Raw genomic sequence first — 21,242 nt, 5'->3', positions numbered from 1 at the left:
CTCAGCTCTGCTTGAGCAGCTTGTCGCAGGCCTCGACGGCGCGGTCCAGCGCCTCCTGGGGGCTCTGCTTTCCTTGCAGCGCCTTCGCCACCTGGTTGCGCAGTTCGGTCTTCATCTGCTCGCTGAACAGGACCGGCGTGTAGTTGACCGCGTTCTTGAGGGACTTGGCGGCGGCGACCCGGACCCGGGTCTCGTCGGTGCCGTCCTCCTCGGTGAAGTACGGGTCGTCCAGGGATCCCTTGGTGCTGGGGAAGATGGCGACCTGCTTGGCGAACGACATCTGGCGGGTCGCGTCGGTCACGAAGTGGGCGAACGCCACGGCGGCCGGCTTCTCCTTGGTCCGGGAGTTGACCATCACGCCCATGACATACATGTTGACCTTGCCGGTGCTGGTGACCTGGTCGGTGATGCCGATGTTCTTGTAGAGCGTCGGGGCCTGCTTCTTGAAGTTCTCCAGGTCCAGCGCGCTGCCGGGGTTCATGGCCACGGACTCGGTGAGGAACTTGGCGCCCGAGGTCTCGGGGGTCGCGGTGAGCGCCTGCGGGTCGAGCGCCTTGGCGTCGAACAGCTCCTTGTAGCGGGTGAGCAGCTCCACCCCCTTGGCGTCGTTGAACGCGAAGGCGGTGCCCGCCTTGTTCATGAGCTGGACGCCGTAGCGGCCGAAGTCCTCGATGGTGGGCACCTGGGCGAGGGTGGCGATCTTGCCGCCGCTCTGCTTCGCCAGCTTCAGTCCGTCCTCGAAGACCTGGTCGTAGGTGGTCGGCGGCTTCGCGGGGTCGAGCCCGGCCTCCTCGAAGAGGCGCTTGTTGTAGAACATCGGGCCGGTGTTGAGATACCAGGGGAAGCCGTACGTCCCCTCCATGCCCGGTATCTGGTGGCTCTGCCAGGCGCCCGGCAGATACTCGCCGCGGTAACCGGCCGCGGTCCTGTCCTGGTCGAGGTCGAGCGCGAGCCCGGCCTTCGCCAGCGGGGCCACCAGGTCGGGGGAGATGTTGACGACATCGGGCAGGGTGCCGCCGGCGGCGTCCGCGCTGAGCTTGTCCGCGTAGCCCTCGGCCGGCCGGTCGACCCACCGCACCTTCGTGTCGGGGTACTTCTTCTCGAAGTCCCTGATGACCCCGTTGAAGTAGTCCTTGAAGTTCGCCTGGAGGTTCCAGGTCTGGAAGCTGATCTGGCCCTTGACGGCGCCCGAGGCGTCGGAGGACTCCTCGGCGTCGGTTCCTCCGCCGCAGGCGCTGAGCGGCAGGACGGTGGCGAGAACAGCGGCGACGGCGACTGCTCTGCGGGAGATGCGCACGGGTGACGGCTCCTTTGCTCGGGTGGGGGCGTGCGGACGGCGAGCCGGAGCCACGGGCCGTCGGCCGCCTATTTCCCCGCAGACCTTGGTGGGTGTCCGGGGCGAAGTCAACAGTTTCTTCCGCCGAAATCCCGCCGGTCCGGCATCATCGCAGCTCAGAGCGGTTCGACCGGTTTCCTTGTGTGACGGACTAATGCGCTTTAGGATGCTCGGACTCAAGCGCATTAGTCCAGGGTCCACATGGCTCGTCCGGTACGGCCGGAAGGTTCGGGAAAGAGAGGCACACGGGTGGCAGCGAACCGGCCGCCGGGCGGTGACCCGCCGGCGGGCAGACGTACTCCGGCACGCCGGCCGACCATGAAGGACATCGCCCAGCGCGCCGGGGTCTCGGAGAGCGCCGTCTCCTTCGCGCTGAACGGCCGCCCGGGGGTCTCCGAGGTGACACGTGCCCGGGTGCGCCGGGTCGCCGAACAGCTCGGCTGGCGGCCCAGCACCGCGGCACGGGCGCTCTCCGGCGAGGGCTCCGCCACGGTCGGACTGGTGCTCGCCAGGCCCGCGGCGACCCTCGGCGTGGACTCGTTCTTCCTCCAGCTCATCTCCGGCATCCAGGAGATCCTGTCAGAACGCCAACTCGGCCTGCTCCTCCAGGTGGTGGAGGACATGGACGCCGAGTGCGCGGTCTACCGGCGCTGGTGGGCGGAGCACCGGGTGGACGGGGTGCTGGTGGTGGACCCGAGGACCGACGATCCCCGGCCCGCCCTCCTGGACGAGCTGGGCCTGCCCGGTGTCGTCATCGGCGCGCTGCCCGACAGCGACGCGGGTCCGCATCCGGGCCTCTCGCAGGTACGGGCCGACGACGCGGGCGCGATGGCCTCCGTCGTCGACCGGCTGTACGCGCTGGGCCACCGGCGGATCGTCCATATCGCGGGGCTCCCCTTCCTCGCGCACACGGAGCGGCGCATCCGCTCGCTGCGGATCGAGGCCGACCGGCGCGGTCTGGCCGAGGCGCGCTCCGTGACGACGGACTACTCCGACACCCAGGGCGCCGCGGTGACCCGCCGGGTCCTGGAGGAGGACGGGGCGCCGACGGCCCTCATCTACGACAACGACGTGATGGCCGCGGCCGGCGCGGCGGTCGCGGCGGAGCTCGGCCTCTCCGTGCCCGGTGAGGTCTCGGTCGTCTCGTGGGAGGACTCGGCGCTGTGCCGGCTGGTGCGCCCCTGGCTGACGGCGCTCTCCCGCGACACGGTCGCGTTCGGCCGGATCGCGGCGCGGGAACTGGCCGCGCTGCTCGACGGCGGCGAGCCACGCACCGTACAGGTGCCGCTGCCGGCCCTGATCGAGCGGGAGAGCATCGCTCCGGCTCTGGCCGAAAATCATTCATGTCACGACCATTGACACCCCAAGAGATCAAGTGATCTATTCACTTCATGAGTCGCAGTGAACTGTCACTGTCCGAGCATCTCGCGGACAGTATCGTCGAGATCATCCGCACCGAACGGCTGGTTCCCGGGGACGCCTTGGCGTCCTCCCGGGACCTCGCCCGCCGGTTCGACGTCACCACGCCCACGGTCCGCGAGGCCCTGCGCAGGCTCGAGGCCACCGGCGTGGTGGAGTTCCGGCACGGCTCGGGCACCTATGTCGGCCCCGGCAGTGAGCGCCGGCTGCTCGCCAACCCGCATCTCCCGCGCGGCAGCCGCGAGTCGGTGCTCGAACTCGTCGAGGCACGGCTGGTCCTGGAACCCGCCGTGGCCGCCGCCGCGGCCCGTACCCGGGTGCCGGAGGCCGTGGCTCGGCTGGAGGCGGCGTCCGCCAACGCGCTGCGTCCGCCGCGGGAGTCACCGCGGCAGTCGGCCCACTTCCATGTGGCGCTGGCCGCCGCCAGCGGCAACGCGCTGCTGCGCGAGGCCGTCGAGGCGCTGCTCCAGGTCAGGGCGCGCGAGCAGGTCGAGATCCGGCACCGCTACAACGACCGCGCGCGGGACCACGCGGAGCATGTGGAGATCTTCGAGGCGGTACGGGACGGAGACGCCGAGGCGGCCGAGCGGCTGACCCGGGAGCACCTTGGGTCCATCCGTGAGGCGGTCCTCACCGCCGACTTCCCGGAGTCGGGCGCGGCAGGCGGCGCGGCGGGCGGCGGCCACGCGGACACCGGCCCTGCGGACACCGGCCCCGGGGACGGCGGAGCCGGGGCCGCGGGGTTCGGAGAAGCCGGGCTCGGAGAGGCCGGTACGGCGACGGGCGTGGCGCGATGAACGCCCGGACGCCGACGCGGCTGGCCGAGATGACGACCGTGGAGGCCGCCGAGGCGGTCACCGCGAGCCCTGTGGTGATCATCCCGGCGGGCGCGTTCGAACAGCATGGTCCCGGTATGCCGCTGGCCACGGACACGGTCCGGGCCGAGGGAGTGGCCGACCGGGTGGCCGCCGCACTGGCCGGACGCGCCGTGATCGGTCCCCCGGTGCCGGTCGGTGTGTCCCCGCACCATCTCGCCTTCGCGGGGACGGTCACCCTCACCACCACGACCCTGGCCGCGGTGGTCCGTGAGTACGCGGAAAGCCTCTACCGGCACGGCTGGCGGAAGATACTCGTGGTGACCGGCCATGGCGGCAACAACGCCACACTGGCCACGGTGGCGCAGGACCTGCTCACCACCCACCCCGATCTCCAGTTCGCCTGGTCGCCCGTCACCGCGCTCGCCTCGGACGTCGTGTCCGGGATGGAGGTCAGCGAGGTGCACGGCCACAGCGGCGAGGCGGAGACCGCGCAGATGCTCCATCTCGCCCCGCATCTGGTGCACACCGACCGGTTCGAGGCCGGTACGACCTCCCTCTCCCAGCTCGATCCGCTTCCCCGGCTCTCACGGCACGGCAGTCACCCCGCGCTCGCCGTCCACTACGACCGGCTCAGCGGCAACGGCGTCCTCGGCGACCCGCGCCGGGCGACCGCCGAGGACGGACAGGCGGTCGTCGACGCCGTCGTGGTCCGTCTGGTCGCCTTCGTCACGGAGTGGCTGGACGTCTGACACGGCCTCCGACGCCGCTCCACCCGCGTACGGCAGCGCGCCCCGCCCGGTCCGTCCTCCCCCCGGGGCGCGTGGTGCCGTAGGCAGCCACCACACAGCACCACACGGCACCACCCGGCACAACGCACACGACACACCACACGCACCACACACGGCACATCACACGCACAGCACATCACTCGCACAGCACACCGCATGTCCGCGTCCTGTACCGCGCGTCATGCGGCCCGCGTCGCGTACCGGCCGTCAGGCGTCCGGTACGCGATCCCGCCCCGCCGCACGGGGCACCCCTGTCCGGAAACCAGTCCAGCCGTCCGCCCCAGGCGTCCGGCAGAAGGAGCCTGCCATGAACTCCCTCCAGCGGATGGCGACAGCCGCCGTGAGCCTCGTCCTGTGCGTCGGAGCGACCGGGGCCGCGACCGCCGCCCCCGTGGCCGCCCACGCCCCCAAGGGGACCTCGAAGTCCGCCTGCCGGCTGCCCGCCCCCCAGCAGCCCGGTACGAGCGAGCTGCGGACCATCAGCAGCGGCGGCCGTGACCGTACGTACCAGCTCCACCTCCCCGACGACTACGCCAAGAAGCGCGACTGGCCGGTGGTGCTCGCCTTCCACGGCCGCGGCAACACCGGCGCGGGGACCGAGGAGTTCTCCAAGCTCTCGACCCTCCCGGCCGTGGTCGTCTATCCCGACGGTGTCATCGGCACCGGGGACGGCGACCGGCAGGCCTGGCAGGGCGCGCCGTACGCGGCGGCGGGCGTGGACGACGTCCGGTTCACCGAGGACCTCCTCGACCGGCTCGAAGCGACCCTCTGCGTCGACGAACGGCGGGTGTACGCCACGGGCAAGTCCAACGGGGCGGGCTTCGTCGGCACCCTGCTCGCCTGCCGCGCGGCGGACCGGATCGCCGCCATCGCCCCCGTCGCCGCCGCCCTGTACCCGACCGGCGAGGAGTGCGAGCCGTCGCGTCCCGTCCCCGTCATCGAGTTCCACGGCACGGGTGACGCGACCATCCCGTACACCGGTGACGCCGACCGGGGACTCCCCGCGATCCGGGACTGGGTGGCGGGCTGGGCCGGACACAACGGCTGTGCGCCGCGCTCGCGTGACCGGGTGACCGGATCCGACATCACCGTCACGCGCTGGCGCGGCTGCGACCGGGGCGCGGAGGTCCGTCATGTCGCGGTCACCGACGGCGGTCACACCTGGCCCGGCGCCGACAGCTACAGCGGCGGCGGATACACCACCCAGACCATCGAGGCGCACGAGGTCATGTGGCGGTTCCTGCGCACGTTCCGCACCCCCGCGCCGTCGTCCCCCCGTCACTGACGGCGTCCCCGTCACCGTCACCGTCCCCCTGTCACCGAGCCCCGCCGATCAGGCCCGTGCCGCCGATCGGGAACCGAGCAAGGAGCCGCTCCCATGACCACATCGACCCCCGCGCCACCCGGCAGACCCGCCCCGCCCGGCGATGAGACCCGGCTGCCGCGCGTCGTCCGCGCGATGGCCGTCATCGAGCGGGCCGGCAACGCGCTGCCGCACCCGTTCTGGCTGTTCTGGATCCTGTCCGCCGTGCTCGCGGTCGTCAGCGCCGTGCTGGCCGCGGCCGATGTCTCGGTGGTCTCGCCCAGTGACCACAAGACCGTCGCGGTACAGAATCTGCTGAGCGGCGAAGGCCTGGCCATGGCCGTCTCGACGATGATCGAGAACTTCGCGGCCTTCCCGCCGATGGCCACCATCGTCGTGGTCATCATGGGCGTCGCCGTGGCCGAACGCACCGGTTTCCTGGCGGCGCTGATGCGGGTCAGCGTCTCGCGGGTGCCGGCCTCCTGGGTGGTGTTCGCCGTCGCCTTCGCGGGCACCGTGGCCCATGTCGCCTCGGCCGCCGCGTACATCATCCTCGTACCGCTGGGCGGGCTGGCCTTCCGCGCGGTGGGACGCTCCCCGATCCTCGGTATCGTCGTCGCCTACACGGCCATCGCCTCCGGCTACGACGCGAGCCCGATACCCACACCCAACGACGCCATCTTCGCGGGCATCACCACCGCGGCGGCGCGGATCGTCGGCGGTGACGCGGCCTATGTCTCGCCGCTGAGCAACTGGTTCTTCAACATCGCCTCGTCGGTGCTGCTCGCGGCCGTCATCACCCTGGTCACGAGGTTCGTGCTGAGCAAGCGGCCCGATCTCGACCCCGACCCCGACGCCGATCTCGAAGACCTCGGCGCGCTCACCCTCAGCGCGCGCGAACGCTCGGCGCTGCGCGCCTCGGTGCTCACCCTGCTGGCGACGCTCGTGGTGCTGGTCGCGGTCATGGTGCCGCAGGCGTCACCGCTGCGGGGCGAGGGCGGCAGCATCGTGGACTCGCCGTTCCTGGACGGGATCGCGGCGGTCGTCGCGGTGGTCTTCGGACTGGTCGGCACCGTGTACGGCTACCGCTCGGGCTCGATCGGCTCGCCGGGGGACGTGCCGAAGCTGATGGGCGAGGGCGTCAAGCAGATGGCGCCGGTGCTGGTGCTGTTCTTCGCGATCGCCCAGTTCCTGGCGTACTTCGACTGGACACACATCGGTGATGTGCTGGCCGTCAGGGCCGCCGAGGCGCTGGAACAGAGCGGGATGCCGATCGTCCTGGTGTTCCTGCTGATCCTGGTGCTGCTGACACTGGTCAATGTGATGGTCACCAGCGGATCCGCGATGTGGGCACTGGCCGCGCCCGTTCTGGTGCCGATGCTGATGCTCGTCAGTGTGCCCGCCGAGACGACCCAGGCGCTGTTCCGGATCGCGGACTCCGGGTCGACGGCGATCACTCCGATGAGCCCGTACTTCATCATGGCGCTGGGCTTCCTCCAGCGGTACCGCAAGAACGCGGGCATCGGCACCCTGGCCTCGTACACACTTCCGCTGGCGGTCACCATGACGCTCGCGTGGACGGCGCTGTTCCTCGTCTGGTGGGCCACGGGCATCCCGCTCGGCCCCGGCGCTCCGGTGCGCTGACGCGTACGGCGGGCGGTGCGGGGGAGGGAGCCGGTCACGGCCCCTCCCCCCCACCGCTGTGCGGCGGCTCCGTGCTCCGGCCCTGTATTGCGGCCGGATGAAATCACCCGCGCGTCCCGAGCCGCCGCCGGAGTCCCGCGAACACACCGGCTCCGCTCGCTCCACCGCAGGTCGGAGCCGGTGTGCACGACGGCGCGGCGCGCGTACGAGCGAGCCGTGCGGGGCAACACCGGGGGCGCCGAGGGCGGTTGACGTGCCAGGGAGCCGCTGCCACGCTGCCGACGCCGCACGGACCCCTCCCCCCCTCATGGAGCGCCTGATGTCCCCCGTCCCGCCCTCCGAGTCCGCCTACGACCGGATCAGGCTGCGCCAGTGGCACCTCGGCCACGCGCGCTCCGCCGGTGTCGAACGCCGCGTCCTGCTGAAACTGCTCGCGGCGGCCTCGGCCGCGGGTCCGCTCACGGCGGTGGGGAGCACGACCGCACGGGCCGCGGCCCCGGCGGCCCGAGCCGCGACGGCCGGCGTGTCCACCGCCGGTGCGCCCACCGCCGCTGCACCCGCGGCCGCGCCGGGCATCGTGAAGCCGCTGCCGACCGAGGTCTTCACCGTCCGCGGCACCAACGCCGAGACCAACTTCGCGGCCCTGCGCTCCACCGGCGTGCTCACACCCGCCAGTCACTTCTTCGTGCGCAACCACACCGCCACACCGCGGATCGCCGCCGAGGACTGGACGTTGACGCTCTGGGGCAGCGGACTGCGCGGACCCGCCGTGGAGTTCGGCTACGACGATCTGCGCGCGCTCCCGTCGGTCACCCGCACCGCGTTCGTCGAGTGCGCGGGAAACGGCCGCAGTTACTACACCACCCAGCAGAACCAGCAGGTGAGCGGTACGGCCTGGACCCTGGGCGCCATCGGTGTGGCCCGCTGGCGCGGGGTACGGCTGGCCGACGTACTGCGCCGCGCGGGCCTCGCCCGGGGCGCCGTGGACGTCCTGCCGCGCGGCCTCGACTCCGAGGTCGTCAGCGAGGGGGTGAACCTGGGCCGGGTGCGCAGACCGCTGCCGCTGGCGAAGGCGCTGGACGACGTGCTCCTCGCGTACGAGATGAACGGCGAGCCGCTGCCCGCCGACCACGGGTATCCGGTCCGGCTGATCGTGCCGTCCTGGGTGGGTATCTCGAACATCAAGTGGGTCGGTGACATCGAGGTGAGCGACGAGCCGCTGTACAGCCCGTGGAACACCACGCTCTACCGGCTGTTCGGCCCCGGGTATCCGGCCGAGGGCAGTGCGCCGCTGGACCGGCAGACCCTCAAGAGCGCCTTCGAGCTGGCGCCCGGAGCCACCGTCACGGCCGGCCGGCGGCAGGTGCTGACGGGACGCTCCTGGTCGGGCGGGGCGCCGGTGCGGTCGGTGGAGATCAGCACCGACGGGGGCGCGCACTGGCGGCGCGCACGGCTGCGCGACACGCCCCGGCACGGAAGCTGGGTCCGCTGGAGCGCCGACTGGGTCCCGCGCGAGCGGGGCACGGCCGTGCTGCTGGCGCGCGCGACGGACCGCACGGGGCGCGTCCAGCCCGAGGTCGCGGTCCACAACACCCAGGGCTATCTCTTCGACGCCGTCGTACGGCACGAGGTGACCGTCGCCTGATCCGGCCGTGGCGTACAGCAGCCGCCGTACGGCCGGTCGCGTCTCCCCCGCGGAGGCGGGCGCGACCGGCCGCGTGGCGGCTTCGCTACGGGCGGATGCCGATCCTCCACTTCCTCGCCGGGGCCGGGCGGTCCGCGGCCGCTACGGGCTCGGCGTCCCGTCCGGCGGCGACGGGACGCGCGGCGGCCGCCGCGGGTCGTGCCGGACTTCCCGGGCCCGTGGAACCTCCCGAACTCGCCGAGCTCCCGGATCCTCCCGAGTCCGCGGAGCTTCCCGAGCCGGAGGCGCGGCGACGGGTCGCGTCGGCGCGGGCGGCCTCGGCGCGCAGCATGGCGTTCAGTGCGGCGAAGGGGTCAATGGGCATGGCTGTGTCCTCACTGTGAGATGGGGCTGAAGCAAGCGCTGACGTTCTGGGGGCACGGGGTGCGCGGAACGCACCCGGTGCCGGAACCTGTCAGCAGCGCAGCACCACACAGCGCGGGAACGCCGGTTCGCGCGGCGGTCCTGCCGGGGCGCACCGGCCGGCGTAGGGAGTGGCCTCCATGCCGTGCGGTCCGCCGTGGGCCGGGGGGTACACCCGTGGCCCGCCGGCCCGCTCCGTCCTGCCGGGAGCGGTCTGTTCGGTCTCGGCCGTGTCCTGCTGCCCCTCGCCCGCCGGTTCACGGGTGGCGGAGGCCGGGGGCGGCGGCTCGGTGCCCCGCGCCGCCGCGGCGCCCGGTGCGAGCGACGTCCCCAGGAAGGCGATCAGTACCAGCAGCGTCACCAGCCCGGCCCGCCGCGCGGCGGCAGCACGAGCGGCTGCGGTAGGGGGGACAGCGAGCGCGGCATGGTACATGGGCACGACCTCCTGGACATGCGTCCTCTGCCCAGGTACCAACGTGGCGCGTCCTGCTACCGGCGGAAACCGCTCGCATGGGGTATCGGCGCTATGCCGAGTCCAGCTCGCCCTCGGCGGTTTGTACCTCGGCGGACCACACGTTCGCCGCGCCGCCGTTCACCACGCCCAGGGGCACCTGGGGTCCGCCGCCCTCGCGCAGCCAGCGTCGGAACAGCTCGTGCAGACACTCGGCGCCGACCAGCTCACCGCCGTCCCGGGCCCCGTCGCCGCCCTTCCCGGTGCTCTCGATCGCCGCGGGAACCGGCGCGGAGAGCACCAGCGGTGACAGCAGGAAGGCCTGTGACTGTTCGCCGCCGAGCCCGCCGTGCGAGCCGATCTGCTCCTCGAAGGCGTGCACCTGCCCCGTCGCCGGGTCGTACACCGAGTTGACCATGATGTCGGCGACATGCGGGAAGGAGTCGGTGCGCCGTACGGCGTCGGCCGCGCCGGGGCCCATGGGGGCGAGCGGTCCCGTGTCGTCCAGTTCGGCGACCGGCACCTCCGCCCCGCCGGGCCCGAGCACCACCGAACCGTGCTCCTCGCTCCGTACCAGCAGGAAGCCGATGCCCGGATGGCTCGCCAGGGTGCGCAGCAGCGCCGGGTGGCGCCGGTCTATCTGCTCACGGCTCATCCGCTCCGGCACATCGGGAAAGGAGATCAGCCCGAGGTTGCCGGAGGCGAGCACGATCGGGTCGGAGCCCGGCGAACCTGTCTCCTCGGTCCCCTCCCGGTCCGGCCGGTGGAGCGCGGAGCGCACGGCGTGCCGGGCGGCGTCGCGCGCCTCGGCCCCGCTCCTCGTCCGCTGGGCCCTGCGCGGTACGGGCAGTCCGCAGCCCGCTCTGACCAGATCCCTGAGGGTGAGTCCGTAGACGCCCTCGAAGGTCGCTCCCGGGCTCTGGCCGTGGTCGGAGAGCAGCACGATCCGGTAGGTGCGGGGCGCGTGCTCGGCGGCCCTGGCGATCAGGCCGACCGAGCGGTCGAGGCGCCGGAGCACCTGGGCCGCGTCCTTGCTGTGGGGTCCCGAGTGGTGGGCCACCTCGTCGTACGCGACCAGGTCGGCGTAGACGGCGGTCCGTCCCGCCAGCATGTCCCCCAGCACCGCCGCGACCACCACATCGCGCTCCACGACGGTCGCGAAGGCGCGGATGAACGGATAGAGCCCGCCCCGGCTCACCCGCGGCCGGTCGCCGCGCAGCCGGGCGCGGATCGACTGGCCTATCTCCCGGCCCACGTCGGCGACGAAGGAGACCACCGTACGGACGGCGTTGGCCGGGTCGGAGAAGTACGCGAAGTAGCCGGCGCGGGAACGGTTCGCCCTGCCGCGGCGCGCCGCCATCGAGAGCACCAGGGCGAGCTGGTCGGCGCCGCCGCTGAAGAGATTGCCGCGGCTGGCGCCGTCGAGGGTGAGCAGCCCGCCGTCACCGGTGTGTTCGATGGCCCGGCGCTGGAGCAGGGCGGCGCTCGCGGGCCGGTTGCTGACCATGATCCGGCCGGTGTCCTTCTCGTACCAGCGGAAGGCGGGGATGTCGTGGTTGGTGCCGTGCAGGATGCCGAGCTGGCTGGCGCCGGTCTGGCTGGACCAGTCGGTGCGCCACGGGGTCAGCCGGTGGGTCGGGTTCTCCCCCAGCCAGGAGGCGACACAGGGCATCAGCCCCTGGGCGACGGCGTTCTCCAGGACCCGGTGGCCCACCCCGTCGAGCTGGAGGAAGACCGTACCGGGCTGTCCCCCGTGCCGGCCGTCCTCGCCGCTTCTGCGCCGCCGCCGGTCGGCGAGGCGCGAGAGCCTGCGCCGGTAGGCGTCGTCGTCCCCGACCGCGAGCGCGGTGGAGGTCGCGGAGGCGACGGCGGACATCACGGCGGCGACCACCACCGCCGTCTCGGCGTTGGCGGCGCCCCGGCCGACGGGAATGATGCGGAGGGCGACCAGCAGCAGCGAGCCGTTGAGGAAGAACACCAGCAGACCGAGGACCAGCGCGGGCACCAGCAGCAGCGCCCGCACCAGCAGCGGCCAGACCAGGGCGCTGAGCAGACCGAACGCGCCCGCGCCCCAGGCCGCGGTGTACGCGATCCTGGTGATGCTCTCGCCGTCGCCCGACTGGAGCTGGAAGTCCGGCAGGATCCCGGCGAGCACCAGCATCGTCAGCGAGGACACCGCCCATACGACTGTCACCCGCAGCAGGGCCCCGCCCGTCCTGCGCCACCGCCCCTGGAGCACTTCCGCCGTCACCTCACGTCCGGGCCCGTGCACCTCCACGGACTCCGGCCCAGCCTCGCACAGTGGCGGGCGGGCTCCGTGCGCCCTGTGCGGCGTACGGCGGGTGCGGGCGGCCTTCAGCGGCCGTCGTATCCGGCCGTCGGCATCGACAGTCTGCGGTGCACGCCGGCCTTCATCACGGCGTCGTAGGGCGGCTCGTCCAGGCCGACGGTCTCCAGCCGTACGCCTCTGCGCTCGCACTCGGCGGCGAAGGCCCGCGCCGAGGTGAACGCCCGGTCGAGCACGCGGTCGTTGGCGGCGACGAACAGATCGACCAGCCCGGCGTCGACGTCCACCCACAGTCCGCGGTGGTTGGGCCGCAGTCCGTAGAGGAGCAACTGCCGGGTGACGACATAGCCCTTGTCCTCGGCCCAGCGCGCGCACATCGTGTGCTGGCCCCGGGTGTCCACCAGAAAGGGGTCCCGGTCGAGTTCCTCCAGCGGGGTCAGGCTGGCGATCGCCGCCACTCGTACGTCGTCCATGGCTGTCCCCCGCTCCCCGCGCCCTGCGTCGTCCGCAGACCCTACTCCGCGGACACCCCCGCCAGGCAGGCGCGTACCCGGCGGGAAACGGCGCGCGACCGGGCGCATCCGGCCCGCCCGCGCGGCTCCCGCCGTACGCTGAGTGCGGAGATCGCGCCCGGGACGGGCGGAGGGAGCCGGTGACCGGGACCGGCGGGCACTGCCGAGGTCGGAGCTGAGGTCGGGTTGGGAACTGTCATCACCTGGTGGGGCCATGCCACCTGCACGGTCGAGGACTCGGGGATCCGCGTGCTCACGGATCCGGTCTTCGTCCGCAGGCTGGCCCATCTGCGCCGCCGGCTCGGGCCCGTGCCACCGCCGGAGGCGACGGTCGCCGACGCCGTCCTGGTCTCCCACCTCCACTCCGATCATCTTCATCCGCGTTCGCTGGCCCGGCTCGCGCCCGGCACCCGGCTGATCGTGCCGCGGGGCGCGGACCGGTCGGTCCCGGCGCTCCGCAGGCTCGACGCGCGCAGAAACCCCGCCGGGCTGCGGATCACCGAGGTCGACGCGGGCGACGAGGTCAAGATCGGGACGCTGCGGGTACGGGCCGTGCCCGCGCACCACGACGGACGGCGGCTGCCGGTCGGACCGCACCGCTCCCCCGCACTCGGCTATGTGATCAGCGGGGAGTCCCGGACCTACTTCGCGGGCGACACCGGACTCTTCGACGGGATGGCGGACGCCGTGGGCCCGGTGGATGTGGCCCTGCTGCCGGTCGGCGGCTGGGGACCCCATCTCGGACCGCACCATCTCGACGCCGGGCGCGCGGCACAGGCGCTGGCCCAACTGGCGCCGCGCGCGGCCGTACCGGTCCATTTCGGCACGTACTGGCCGATCGGTCTGGACGGGGTGCGGCCCCATGAGTTCTACGCGCCGGGCGGCGAGTTCGTACGGAAGGCGGCCCGGCTGGCCCCCGAGGTGGCCGTGCATCTGCTGCGCCACGGCGAGAGCGTGCGCACGGGGGTGGGGGTGTGATCGACGAGCTCATGTCCCGGCTCGCCGAACTGCCGCCCGAGTCGACCCAGCAGGCCGTCGGCTATCCGTCGATCTTCCTGCTGGTGACGCTGGGCGCGCTGGTGCCGGTGGTGCCGACGGGCGCGGTGGTCAGCTCGGCGGCGGTGGTGGCGTTCCACCAGACGTCACCGCTCTCCATGCTCTTCGTGTTCCTGGTCGCGGCGTCCGCGGCCTTCCTCGGCGATATGGCGCTCTACTGGCTCGGGCGGCGCGGGGTCCACTCGAAGAACGGCTCGCGCTGGCTGGCGGCGCTGCGCAGGCACGCTCCGCCGGACCGGCTGGAGCAGGCCCAGCACAAGCTGCGGGAGCACGGGGTGGCGGTGCTGGTGCTGTCCCGGCTGGTGCCCGCCGGACGGATCCCGGTGATGCTGGCCTGTCTGCTCGCGGACTGGCCGCTGCGCCGGTTCGCCCGGGGTGATGTGCCGGCCTGTCTGGCCTGGGCGGTGACGTACCAGCTCATCGGGGTGCTCGGCGGCTCGCTCTTCGCCGAGCCCTGGGAGGGGGTGCTCGCCGCGGTGGTGCTGACGGTGGTCCTCAGCGGCGCCCCCGCGCTCTGGCACCGGCTGCGGCGGCCGGCCCGCGCGGACCGGCCGGCCGTGCCGGGACAGAGGGGTGGGGCCACGGGTCCTGAGGGGCAGTGCCGCACCGAGGGGCGGCCGAGTCCGGAGGGGCAGGAGAGCTGAGACACGGACCCGCCGCGTGGTTCCGCTCCCCCGGCGCGCCCTGCCCCGCCCTGCCATGCCCCGTCGCGCCATGCCCCGTCGCGCCGCGTCGCGTTCCGTACCGGTTCAGCTCAGTTCAGCTCAGTTCAGTCCAGTTCAGCTCAGTTCGGCGAAGGCGGCCTCGAAGTCGCCGAGCGCCCGCGCGACCTGCGGGAGTTCCAGGGGATCCGGCGCCCCGAGGGACTCCAGGCGGCCTTCCGGGGTCGCCCCGAGCAGGGGTCCGGTCGGCAGACGGACGCGCAGCGCGCCCAGTTCGTCCCCGAACCGGTGGCCTCCCGGGACGGGAGTCCCCAGCCGCCCGCTGAGATGCTCCTCCAGCTCCAGGGAGTCGGTGACCCCCCGCTCCGCCAGCCGTGTCCGCAGCGGCCCGAGATCGGCGTAGAGATGACGGCCGGCCTGCGGTGGTCTGGCGAGGGCGCCGGAGACGAGCACCGCGTGGTGGGCGGCCACGGCCACCCGCCCGTACAGCTCGGCGGCGGCCCTGGTCCGTTCGATCACCGCGCCCGGCTCGTCGAGCGCGAGCGCGGCGGCCGCGGCCACGGGCCCCGCGACCATCGCGCCGAGCGCGGTCAGGATGTCCAGCGTTCTGGCCCGCAGGGCGGCCCCGGCGCCGGTGGCCGGGTAGCGCGCGACGGCCATCGGCCAGGCGGCGGGGAGAAGGGAACCCGCCGCGTCATGGACGACGACCACCTCGTCGGGCCACATCTCCGCGGGGCTGAAGAGCATGGTCTCGTGCGGCCGGAAGAGGGTGTCGCGCCAGGTCTCGTCGCTGATGATGTGCAGTCCCTCGCCGACCGCGGCCTCGCAGGCCTCGTGGACGAGTTCGGGCGGAGCGACGGTGGCGGTGGGGTCGTCGGCGGGGCAGAGCAGCAGCACCCGGGGGGTGCCGCCCTCGGCCCGTACTCTGCGGACCGTCTCCAGCAGGGCGTACGGATCGGGCACTCCGCCCGCCTGCGCCGGGGTCGGCACCTGGTAGGCGGGCCGGCCGAGGAGCCGTGTCTGCGGGATCCACCAGGCCGGACAGGGCCGTGGCATCAGCACGTCCCCGCCGTACGCGGCGAGCAGCGCGAACAGCAGCGGCTGCGCGCCGGGAGCCGCCACCACACCGTCGGGGCCGCCGTGCAGCCCGCGCCGCCACCAGTAGCCGCAGGCCGCCGCGCGCAGCACCGCGCCGCCGCCGGGCGGCTCCGGCTCGGTCCGTGGGGCGGCCCCGGCGCACGCATCGGTCAGTCCGGGCAGGGCGGGCAGCCCCGCCCCGGGGACGGGCGGGGCGAACCGTACGGGGCCGCTCTCCCCGGGAGCCGTCCGCCGCATACCGCCACCTCCCGCAGTCGTCACCCGTCGGATGCCCGGCCGCGCCCCGGCTCACGCGTGCGCCCGCACCGGACCTGAGCCCTTCGCACACCCGGGCCCTGAGCTCTTTATACGGACGTTCACGGCTCCCTGCTCCCCGGGCCCCGCACCCCCTGTGTGCTTGGCCGCGCGGTCCTCGGGGTACCCGCGTTCCATGTTCACTACCTCTGCGACCCACGGCCAGGTGACTCCGGGGACCCGCGCCCGGATCGCGGCACTGCTCAGCTCCTGGGACAAGCGGGCCTTCAGCTCCGTCGCCACCCGGCACTGGCCGGGCGCGGATCCTGTCCTGCCCCGGCTCAGCCGGAGCGCCAACCACGGGCTGCTCTGGTTCGGCGCCGCCGCCGGTATCGCCGTCCTGGGAGGTGGCGCGCGCTCGCGCCGGGCCGCTCTGCGCGGGGTGGTCTCGCTCGGGCTCGCCTCGGCGACCATCAACACGGTGGGCAAGCGGGCGGTACGCCGTCCGCGGCCCCTGGTCGACTCCGTACCGGTGATACGGCGGCTGAAGCAGCAGCCGTTCACCACCTCCTTCCCGTCCGGGCACGCGGCCTCCGCGGCGGCCTTCGCCACGGGCGTGGCACTGGAGTCGAAGGGCTGGGGCGCGGCCGTGGCGCCGGTGGCCGCGGCCGTGGCCCTCTCCCGGGTCTACACCGGGGTGCACTATCCGAGCGACGTGCTGGCGGGGGCGGCGCTCGGCGTGGGGGCGGCCTACGCCGTGCGCGGGCTCGTACCGACCCGGTCGCAGCTTCCCGCGCCCGGACGGCCGTACGCCGAGGCGCCCGCGCTGCCCGGCGGCCGGGAGCTGGTCGTCGTGGTCAACCTGGCCTCGGGCTCGTCCGACGCGGCCGCGGTGGTACGTGACGAGCTGCCGTTCGCGGAGATCGTGGAGTGCGCCCCGGAGGAGGTCAGCACCGAGCTGGAGAAGGCGGCGGGCCGCTGCCGGGCGCTCGGGGTGCTCGGCGGTGACGGGACGGTCAACCACGCGGCCAGGACCGCCCTGCGGCACGGGCTGCCGCTGGCCGTCTTCCCCGGCGGCACGCTCAACCACTTCGCGTACGACCTGGGGACGGAGACCGTGCAGGACACCTGCCGGGCGCTGACGGCGGGCGATGCGATCCGGGTCGACCTGGGACGTTTCACGCCGGGGCCCGACGGTGAGGCCACGGGCCACTTCCTCAACACCTTCAGCCTGGGCGTCTATCCGGAGCTGGTACGGGTGCGTGAGCACTGGGCGCCCAGGATCGGCGGCTGGCCCGCCGGTGTCCTGGGCGCGCTGAAGGTGCTGCGCGAGGGGCATCCGCTGGAGGCCGAGTTCGAGGGGCGGCGGCGTTCGCTGTGGCTGCTGTTCGCGGGGAACTCCCTGTACGAGCGGATGGGACCGACCCCCGGCCACCGGCGCCATCTCGCCGACGGGCTGCTGGACGTACGGGTGGTGCACGGCGGCCGCGCCCCGGGGCTGCGGCTGCTCGCCGCCGCGCTCGCGGGCCCGCTGAGCCGCTCGCCGGTCCACGCGGCGGAGCGCAGGAGCCGGCTCCACATCAAGGGCATCGCCCCGGGCACACACCTGGCGTTCGACGGCGAAGTGGCGGAGGCCCCCACGGAACTGGTCCTGGACAAGGCGGCCGAGGCCCTGACGGTCTACCGCCCGCAGGCGCTGCTCTGATCGAGCGCTACCCATATGGTGAGACACGGGTCTCATGATGCGGCATCGCGGCGTACCGTGGCCGGACCGCTTCGCGAGAGGGAGTCCGGCCATGCCGAAGGAGACCGCCGTCTACACCCACGGGCACCACGAGTCCGTGCTGCGCTCGCACCGCTGGCGCACCGCCGCCAACTCGGCCGCGTATCTCCTCCCCGAGCTGCGGGCGGGCCGGGACGTGCTCGACGTGGGCTGTGGTCCCGGCACCATCACCGCCGATCTGGCCGCGCTCGTCGCCCCGGGCACCGTGACGGCGGTCGACGCCTCCGAGTCCGTGCTCGACCAGGCGCGGGAGACGGCCGCGGCGGCCGGCGCCGGCCGGATCCGCTTCGCGGTCGCCGATGTCCACGCACTGGACTTCCCCGACGACTCCTTCGACATCGTCCACGCCCATCAGGTCCTCCAGCATGTCGGCGATCCCGTACGGGCCCTGAGCGAGATGCGCCGGGTGTGCAGGCCCGGCGGTGTCGTCGCGGCACGTGACGCGGACTACGGAGCCTTCACCTGGTTCCCCGCCGTACCGGAGCTGGACGGCTGGCTCACGCTGTACCGCGAGGTGGCGCGCGCCAACGGGGGTGAACCGGACGCCGGACGACGGCTGTTCTCCTGGGCGCGGCGCGCCGGATTCACCGACATCACGGCGACCGCCACGAGCTGGTGCTTCGCCACGCCGGACGAGCGGACCTGGTGGAGCGAGCTGTGGGCGGACCGTACGACGGCGTCGCGCTACGGCGAACTGGCGGTCGGCGGCGGACACGCGACACGCGGCCGGCTGGCGGAGATCGCCGGGGCCTGGCGGACCTGGGGCGCGGACGAGGACGGCTGGTTCATGGTCCCGCACGGCGAGATCCTCTGCCGCGTCTGAGCGCCCGGGGGCGCCAGGGCCCGCCCCGCCTCACCGTGAGCGGCCGGGGGCACCGGGGCCCGCCCCGCCTTACCGGGCGCCCCCGCCCCACTGTCCGCCCGCACCGCCGCTCCACGCCCTTCCGCTGCCTTTCCCCCACCCTTCCGCGGCCCTTCCCAGCCCTTCCGCTGCCCGAATCGATCTCCTGTCCCGGCGTCGCCAACTAACCTGATCCGTATGGAAATCCTGGGAACCACGCTGCGCATCTGCGTCGACGACCTGGACCGTTCGGTGGTGTTCTACGAACGACTCACCGGAAGCGCCGCGCTCCGCTTCGAGCGCGGCGGAGTCTCGGTCGCCGCCGTCGGCTGCTTCCTTCTGATGAGCGGCCCCGCGTCCGAGATCGATGTCCTGCGCAAGGTCACGGCGACCATCGCCGTCAAGGACGTGGACGAGGCGGTCACGGTCCTCACCGGGGTCGGCGCCCAGGTCCTCGTGGGTCCTGTGCCGACCCCGGTGGGCCGCAATCTGATCGCCGTACACCCCGACGGTTCGGTCTTCGAGTACGTCGACCGCAGAGCCGTCCAGGACTGACGACCGGCCGGCGGCTCAGCCCCCCGGCCGCATCCGGAACTCGTACGCGTCCGGCAGCGGATCGTCCGTCAGCGCCGCCCACACCTCACCCAGGGTCTCGGCGCCCTCCCGCAGGTCCGGCACCTCGAAACCGGCGTCGAAGACGGCGCGGGCCGCCCCCTTCTCCCCCTCGGCGAGCAGCAGTCGGGCCTCGGCGAGGCGGAAGGCGCCGCGCCGCCGTACCTCCGCCGGCAGCCGGTCCCAGACTCCGCGCGCCTCGGCGGTACGGTCCACCGCGAGCAGCGCCGCGATCGCCTCGCGCCCGAGTGCCGCGGTCGCGGCGGTCCATGCCGCGCGGTCGCCGCCACGCTTCTCACCCAGGGTCTCGGCGCCCTCCTCCACGCCCTCCTGAGCCCCCTCCGACCCAGGACCGGCCGCCTCCCGCAGGCCGCTCTCCTCCTGCGGACCGCTCTCCTCATGGAGGCCGCTCTCCTCATGGAGGTCGTCGAAGGCCGCCGCGTAATGGTCGGCCGCGCGGCCCGGGTGTCCGCCCTGCTGGTCGGCGACGGCCAGGCACCGCAGCAGCGGCCACCGCGAGGTCGCGCGGCGCAGCCCGCGCTCCCAGCTCCGTACGGCCTGGGCCAGATCGCCCGCGTGCCACTGCGCGACACCGAGGTGGTACTCGGTGAGCGGTTCGTCCAGGGCGGTCTCCAGCATGTCCCGCCAGTGCGGGGCCACCAGCGTGGGCCCCGGCGGCACGGCGGTGTCCGGGACCGGCAGCACGCCGCCGGTCAGCAGTTCCACCCAGGGCGCCTGCTCCTCGCCGAGCGTGGACTCCTCGAAGGGCGTGCCCGGGAGCTTGTAACCGGCGCGCAGCACTTCGAGGGCGCCCCAGCCGGACCCGACCGCGAGCCGCTCCCCCGGTTCCGCGTCGGCGTACGGCAGCCAGGCCGCGTACGCGGCGTCGACGTCCGCGCGCGGGAGCGCCGCTTCGAGCCGGTCCGTGACCTCGGCACGGGCCCGGTCCCAGTCGTCCGCGTGGACGGCCTCCGGGTCGGCCGTGAGCGGACCGTACGCCTCCAGCCAGCTCACCTCCCCCTCGGCTTCGAGGGGGACGTGTTCGAGCTGGGTACGGGCGAGCCCGGCCTGGATCTCCGCGTATCCCGGTGTCCCGGGCTCGGTCAGCCAGCGCTGCCAGGTGCGCCCGCCGCGGCCCGTGCCCCATACGAAGAGTTTGCGTCCGCGCAGGGTGTCGGTCGACGTCTGGACGAGGCCCGTGCCCCGCGCGTCGAGCGAGGCGATCCACTTCCGTGCCCCGTCCGGGACCTCGTAGAAGTAGTCGGCCGGGAACTCGCCGCGCAGGGGGTACGTGGGGTCCGCGCCGCCGGGCTCCGCCGCGGGCACCGGCACCTGGCGCAGCGCGCGCTCGTATCCGAAGTGCCAGGCCGACTCCGCGGGAGCGAGCACCCGGGTCCGCTCGCCCTCCTCGACAGCGATGTTGGACCACCAGTAGACGGGCGCGGTCCGTTCGTGGGGGTTGCGGATCCGGACGCCGACATGGAGGAAGTCGGAGCCGTCGGGCAGCCACAGATCCACCTGGAACGGCAGATCGCGCAGCCGCTCCCACTCCCAGAGCCTGAGCATCTCGCCGCCGTCGGGAGCGGGTACGAGCGCGGCGTGCACCGGAGCGCAGGAGAGGGTGGTGTGACCGGTGGCACCGATGTTCCACTCGATACCGCCGGAGAACCAGGCACCGTTGAGCGCGAAGCTCGCGGGCTGCAACACGGGGTTGCGGTAGACGAGTTCACGCCCGGTCGGCTTGTGGTGGAGCGAGTGGACCCGGCCGCCGAGCGCGGGCAGCACGACGGCTCGCAGCCGGTCGTTCTCGATCACGATCGCGTCGAGACCGGTCTCACGGCGCTCCCGTGCGTAGCCGTCCAGGATCCGGACGGGCAGCGGGGTGCGCAGCGGTTCGTAGCCGATCTGCCGTGCCATGTCGGCCGGCAGTTTCCCTCTGGCGCGTTCGTCGACCGTGTGGGCCTCGTCGAGGGGCCGCAGGGCCGGCAGGGGGTTCTCCGGCCCCAAGGGGGCGGCGGGCAGGGTCAGTACGGCACGTCGCACGGTCGTGGCCACGGCAACCTCGCTTCGTTCGCGCGGGCGTCCGGCAGCTCCTTTGGCCGGCGGCCCGACGACCATGGAACACGGAGGACGCCCCGCTGACCAGGGGACCCTGGCCGTCCTGTGGTGCGCCAGGGGCCCCGCCCCGCCTCGTGGTGCGGCGGCGGGAGGCGCCCGAGCCGCTCACCGCGCGCCACCGGTACGGGTCCGGGGCAGGGGGTCGGGGGCAGAGGGTCCGGGCCGGGGCCGGGGTCAGGGCCGGGGTCAGGGTCGGGGTCAGGGTCGGGGTCAGGGTCAGGGTCGGGGCCATG

17 protein-coding genes are annotated in these 21,242 nt (G+C 73.5%); 11 read left to right on the top strand and 6 right to left on the bottom strand.

The window, feature by feature from the left end; genetic code table 11:
- Position 1 precedes the first annotated feature (1 nt).
- Positions 2-1,297 (bottom strand): ABC transporter substrate-binding protein, encoded by a 1,296-nt coding sequence (locus tag ACFYYH_RS00915; protein WP_388544088.1) that lies wholly within the window; start codon positions 1,295-1,297, stop codon positions 2-4.
- A gap of 357 nt (positions 1,298-1,654) precedes the next feature.
- Between ACFYYH_RS00915 and ACFYYH_RS00910 the strand changes: the two genes are divergently transcribed.
- From ACFYYH_RS00910 to ACFYYH_RS00885, 6 genes are all read left to right on the top strand, one after another.
- On the top strand, positions 1,655-2,695 hold the full coding sequence (locus ACFYYH_RS00910) for a LacI family DNA-binding transcriptional regulator (protein WP_388544085.1): 1,041 nt from the start codon (positions 1,655-1,657) through the stop codon (positions 2,693-2,695).
- Positions 2,696-2,727: 32 nt separating this feature from the next.
- A complete protein-coding gene (locus ACFYYH_RS00905; RefSeq protein ID WP_388544082.1) occupies positions 2,728-3,552 on the top strand; it encodes a FadR/GntR family transcriptional regulator in 825 nt (274 codons plus the stop codon).
- A complete protein-coding gene (locus ACFYYH_RS00900) occupies positions 3,549-4,322 on the top strand; it encodes a creatininase family protein (protein ID WP_388544079.1) in 774 nt (257 codons plus the stop codon). Before ACFYYH_RS00905 ends, ACFYYH_RS00900 begins: the two co-directional genes overlap by 4 nt.
- A 346-nt stretch (positions 4,323-4,668) precedes the next feature.
- Complete coding sequence (locus ACFYYH_RS00895; protein WP_388544076.1) at positions 4,669-5,646, top strand: alpha/beta hydrolase family esterase; 978 nt, start codon at positions 4,669-4,671, stop codon at positions 5,644-5,646.
- Positions 5,647-5,739: 93 nt separating this feature from the next.
- Positions 5,740-7,308, top strand: a complete 1,569-nt coding sequence (locus ACFYYH_RS00890; RefSeq protein ID WP_388544074.1) for an AbgT family transporter — start codon at positions 5,740-5,742, stop codon at positions 7,306-7,308.
- A 319-nt stretch (positions 7,309-7,627) separates the two neighbouring features.
- The gene (locus ACFYYH_RS00885; protein ID WP_388544071.1) at positions 7,628-8,953 is read left to right on the top strand and encodes a sulfite oxidase; all 1,326 of its coding nucleotides are present in this window, start codon (positions 7,628-7,630) and stop codon (positions 8,951-8,953) included.
- A 454-nt stretch (positions 8,954-9,407) separates the two neighbouring features.
- Here the strand turns inward: ACFYYH_RS00885 and ACFYYH_RS00880 are convergent, their stop codons facing one another.
- From ACFYYH_RS00880 to ACFYYH_RS00870, 3 genes are all read right to left on the bottom strand, one after another.
- The gene (locus ACFYYH_RS00880) at positions 9,408-9,788 is read right to left on the bottom strand and encodes a hypothetical protein (RefSeq protein WP_388544068.1); all 381 of its coding nucleotides are present in this window, start codon (positions 9,786-9,788) and stop codon (positions 9,408-9,410) included.
- 91 nt (positions 9,789-9,879) lie between these two features.
- On the bottom strand, positions 9,880-12,045 hold the full coding sequence (locus ACFYYH_RS00875) for an alkaline phosphatase family protein (protein ID WP_388545250.1): 2,166 nt from the start codon (positions 12,043-12,045) through the stop codon (positions 9,880-9,882).
- Between the two features lie 116 nt (positions 12,046-12,161).
- Positions 12,162-12,566, bottom strand: a complete 405-nt coding sequence (locus ACFYYH_RS00870) for a hypothetical protein (protein ID WP_388544065.1) — start codon at positions 12,564-12,566, stop codon at positions 12,162-12,164.
- A 225-nt stretch (positions 12,567-12,791) separates the two neighbouring features.
- Between ACFYYH_RS00870 and ACFYYH_RS00865 the strand changes: the two genes are divergently transcribed.
- Together ACFYYH_RS00865 and ACFYYH_RS00860 are read left to right on the top strand one after the other, a co-directional pair.
- Positions 12,792-13,583, top strand: coding sequence for an MBL fold metallo-hydrolase (locus tag ACFYYH_RS00865; protein WP_388544062.1), 792 nt, complete (start codon positions 12,792-12,794; stop codon positions 13,581-13,583).
- A gap of 11 nt (positions 13,584-13,594) precedes the next feature.
- Complete coding sequence (locus ACFYYH_RS00860) at positions 13,595-14,305, top strand: DedA family protein (RefSeq protein ID WP_388545248.1); 711 nt, start codon at positions 13,595-13,597, stop codon at positions 14,303-14,305.
- A 135-nt stretch (positions 14,306-14,440) separates the two neighbouring features.
- On the opposite strand, the gene ACFYYH_RS00855 is transcribed toward ACFYYH_RS00860, so the two are convergent.
- The gene (locus tag ACFYYH_RS00855; RefSeq protein WP_388544059.1) at positions 14,441-15,658 is read right to left on the bottom strand and encodes an aminotransferase class I/II-fold pyridoxal phosphate-dependent enzyme; all 1,218 of its coding nucleotides are present in this window, start codon (positions 15,656-15,658) and stop codon (positions 14,441-14,443) included.
- Between the two features lie 193 nt (positions 15,659-15,851).
- Between ACFYYH_RS00855 and ACFYYH_RS00850 the strand changes: the two genes are divergently transcribed.
- The 3 genes from ACFYYH_RS00850 (at position 15,852) to ACFYYH_RS00840 (ending at position 18,834) form a co-directional block, all read left to right on the top strand.
- Entirely contained in the window at positions 15,852-17,360 is a 1,509-nt protein-coding gene (locus tag ACFYYH_RS00850) for a bifunctional phosphatase PAP2/diacylglycerol kinase family protein (RefSeq protein ID WP_388544056.1), read from the top strand.
- A gap of 91 nt (positions 17,361-17,451) precedes the next feature.
- Positions 17,452-18,261, top strand: coding sequence for a methyltransferase domain-containing protein (locus tag ACFYYH_RS00845; RefSeq protein WP_388544053.1), 810 nt, complete (start codon positions 17,452-17,454; stop codon positions 18,259-18,261).
- Between the two features lie 216 nt (positions 18,262-18,477).
- Entirely contained in the window at positions 18,478-18,834 is a 357-nt protein-coding gene (locus tag ACFYYH_RS00840; protein WP_388544050.1) for a VOC family protein, read from the top strand.
- A 15-nt stretch (positions 18,835-18,849) separates the two neighbouring features.
- Here the strand turns inward: ACFYYH_RS00840 and ACFYYH_RS00835 are convergent, their stop codons facing one another.
- A complete protein-coding gene (locus tag ACFYYH_RS00835; RefSeq protein WP_388544047.1) occupies positions 18,850-20,946 on the bottom strand; it encodes a DUF5107 domain-containing protein in 2,097 nt (698 codons plus the stop codon).
- Positions 20,947-21,242 lie beyond the last annotated feature (296 nt).

Origin of the sequence: Streptomyces sp. NPDC002018 (assembly GCF_042890865.1) — a bacterium.
In the GTDB taxonomy this organism is placed as follows: Bacteria; Actinomycetota; Actinomycetes; order Streptomycetales; family Streptomycetaceae; genus Streptomyces.
This window is presented reverse-complemented; position numbering and strand designations above follow the sequence as displayed.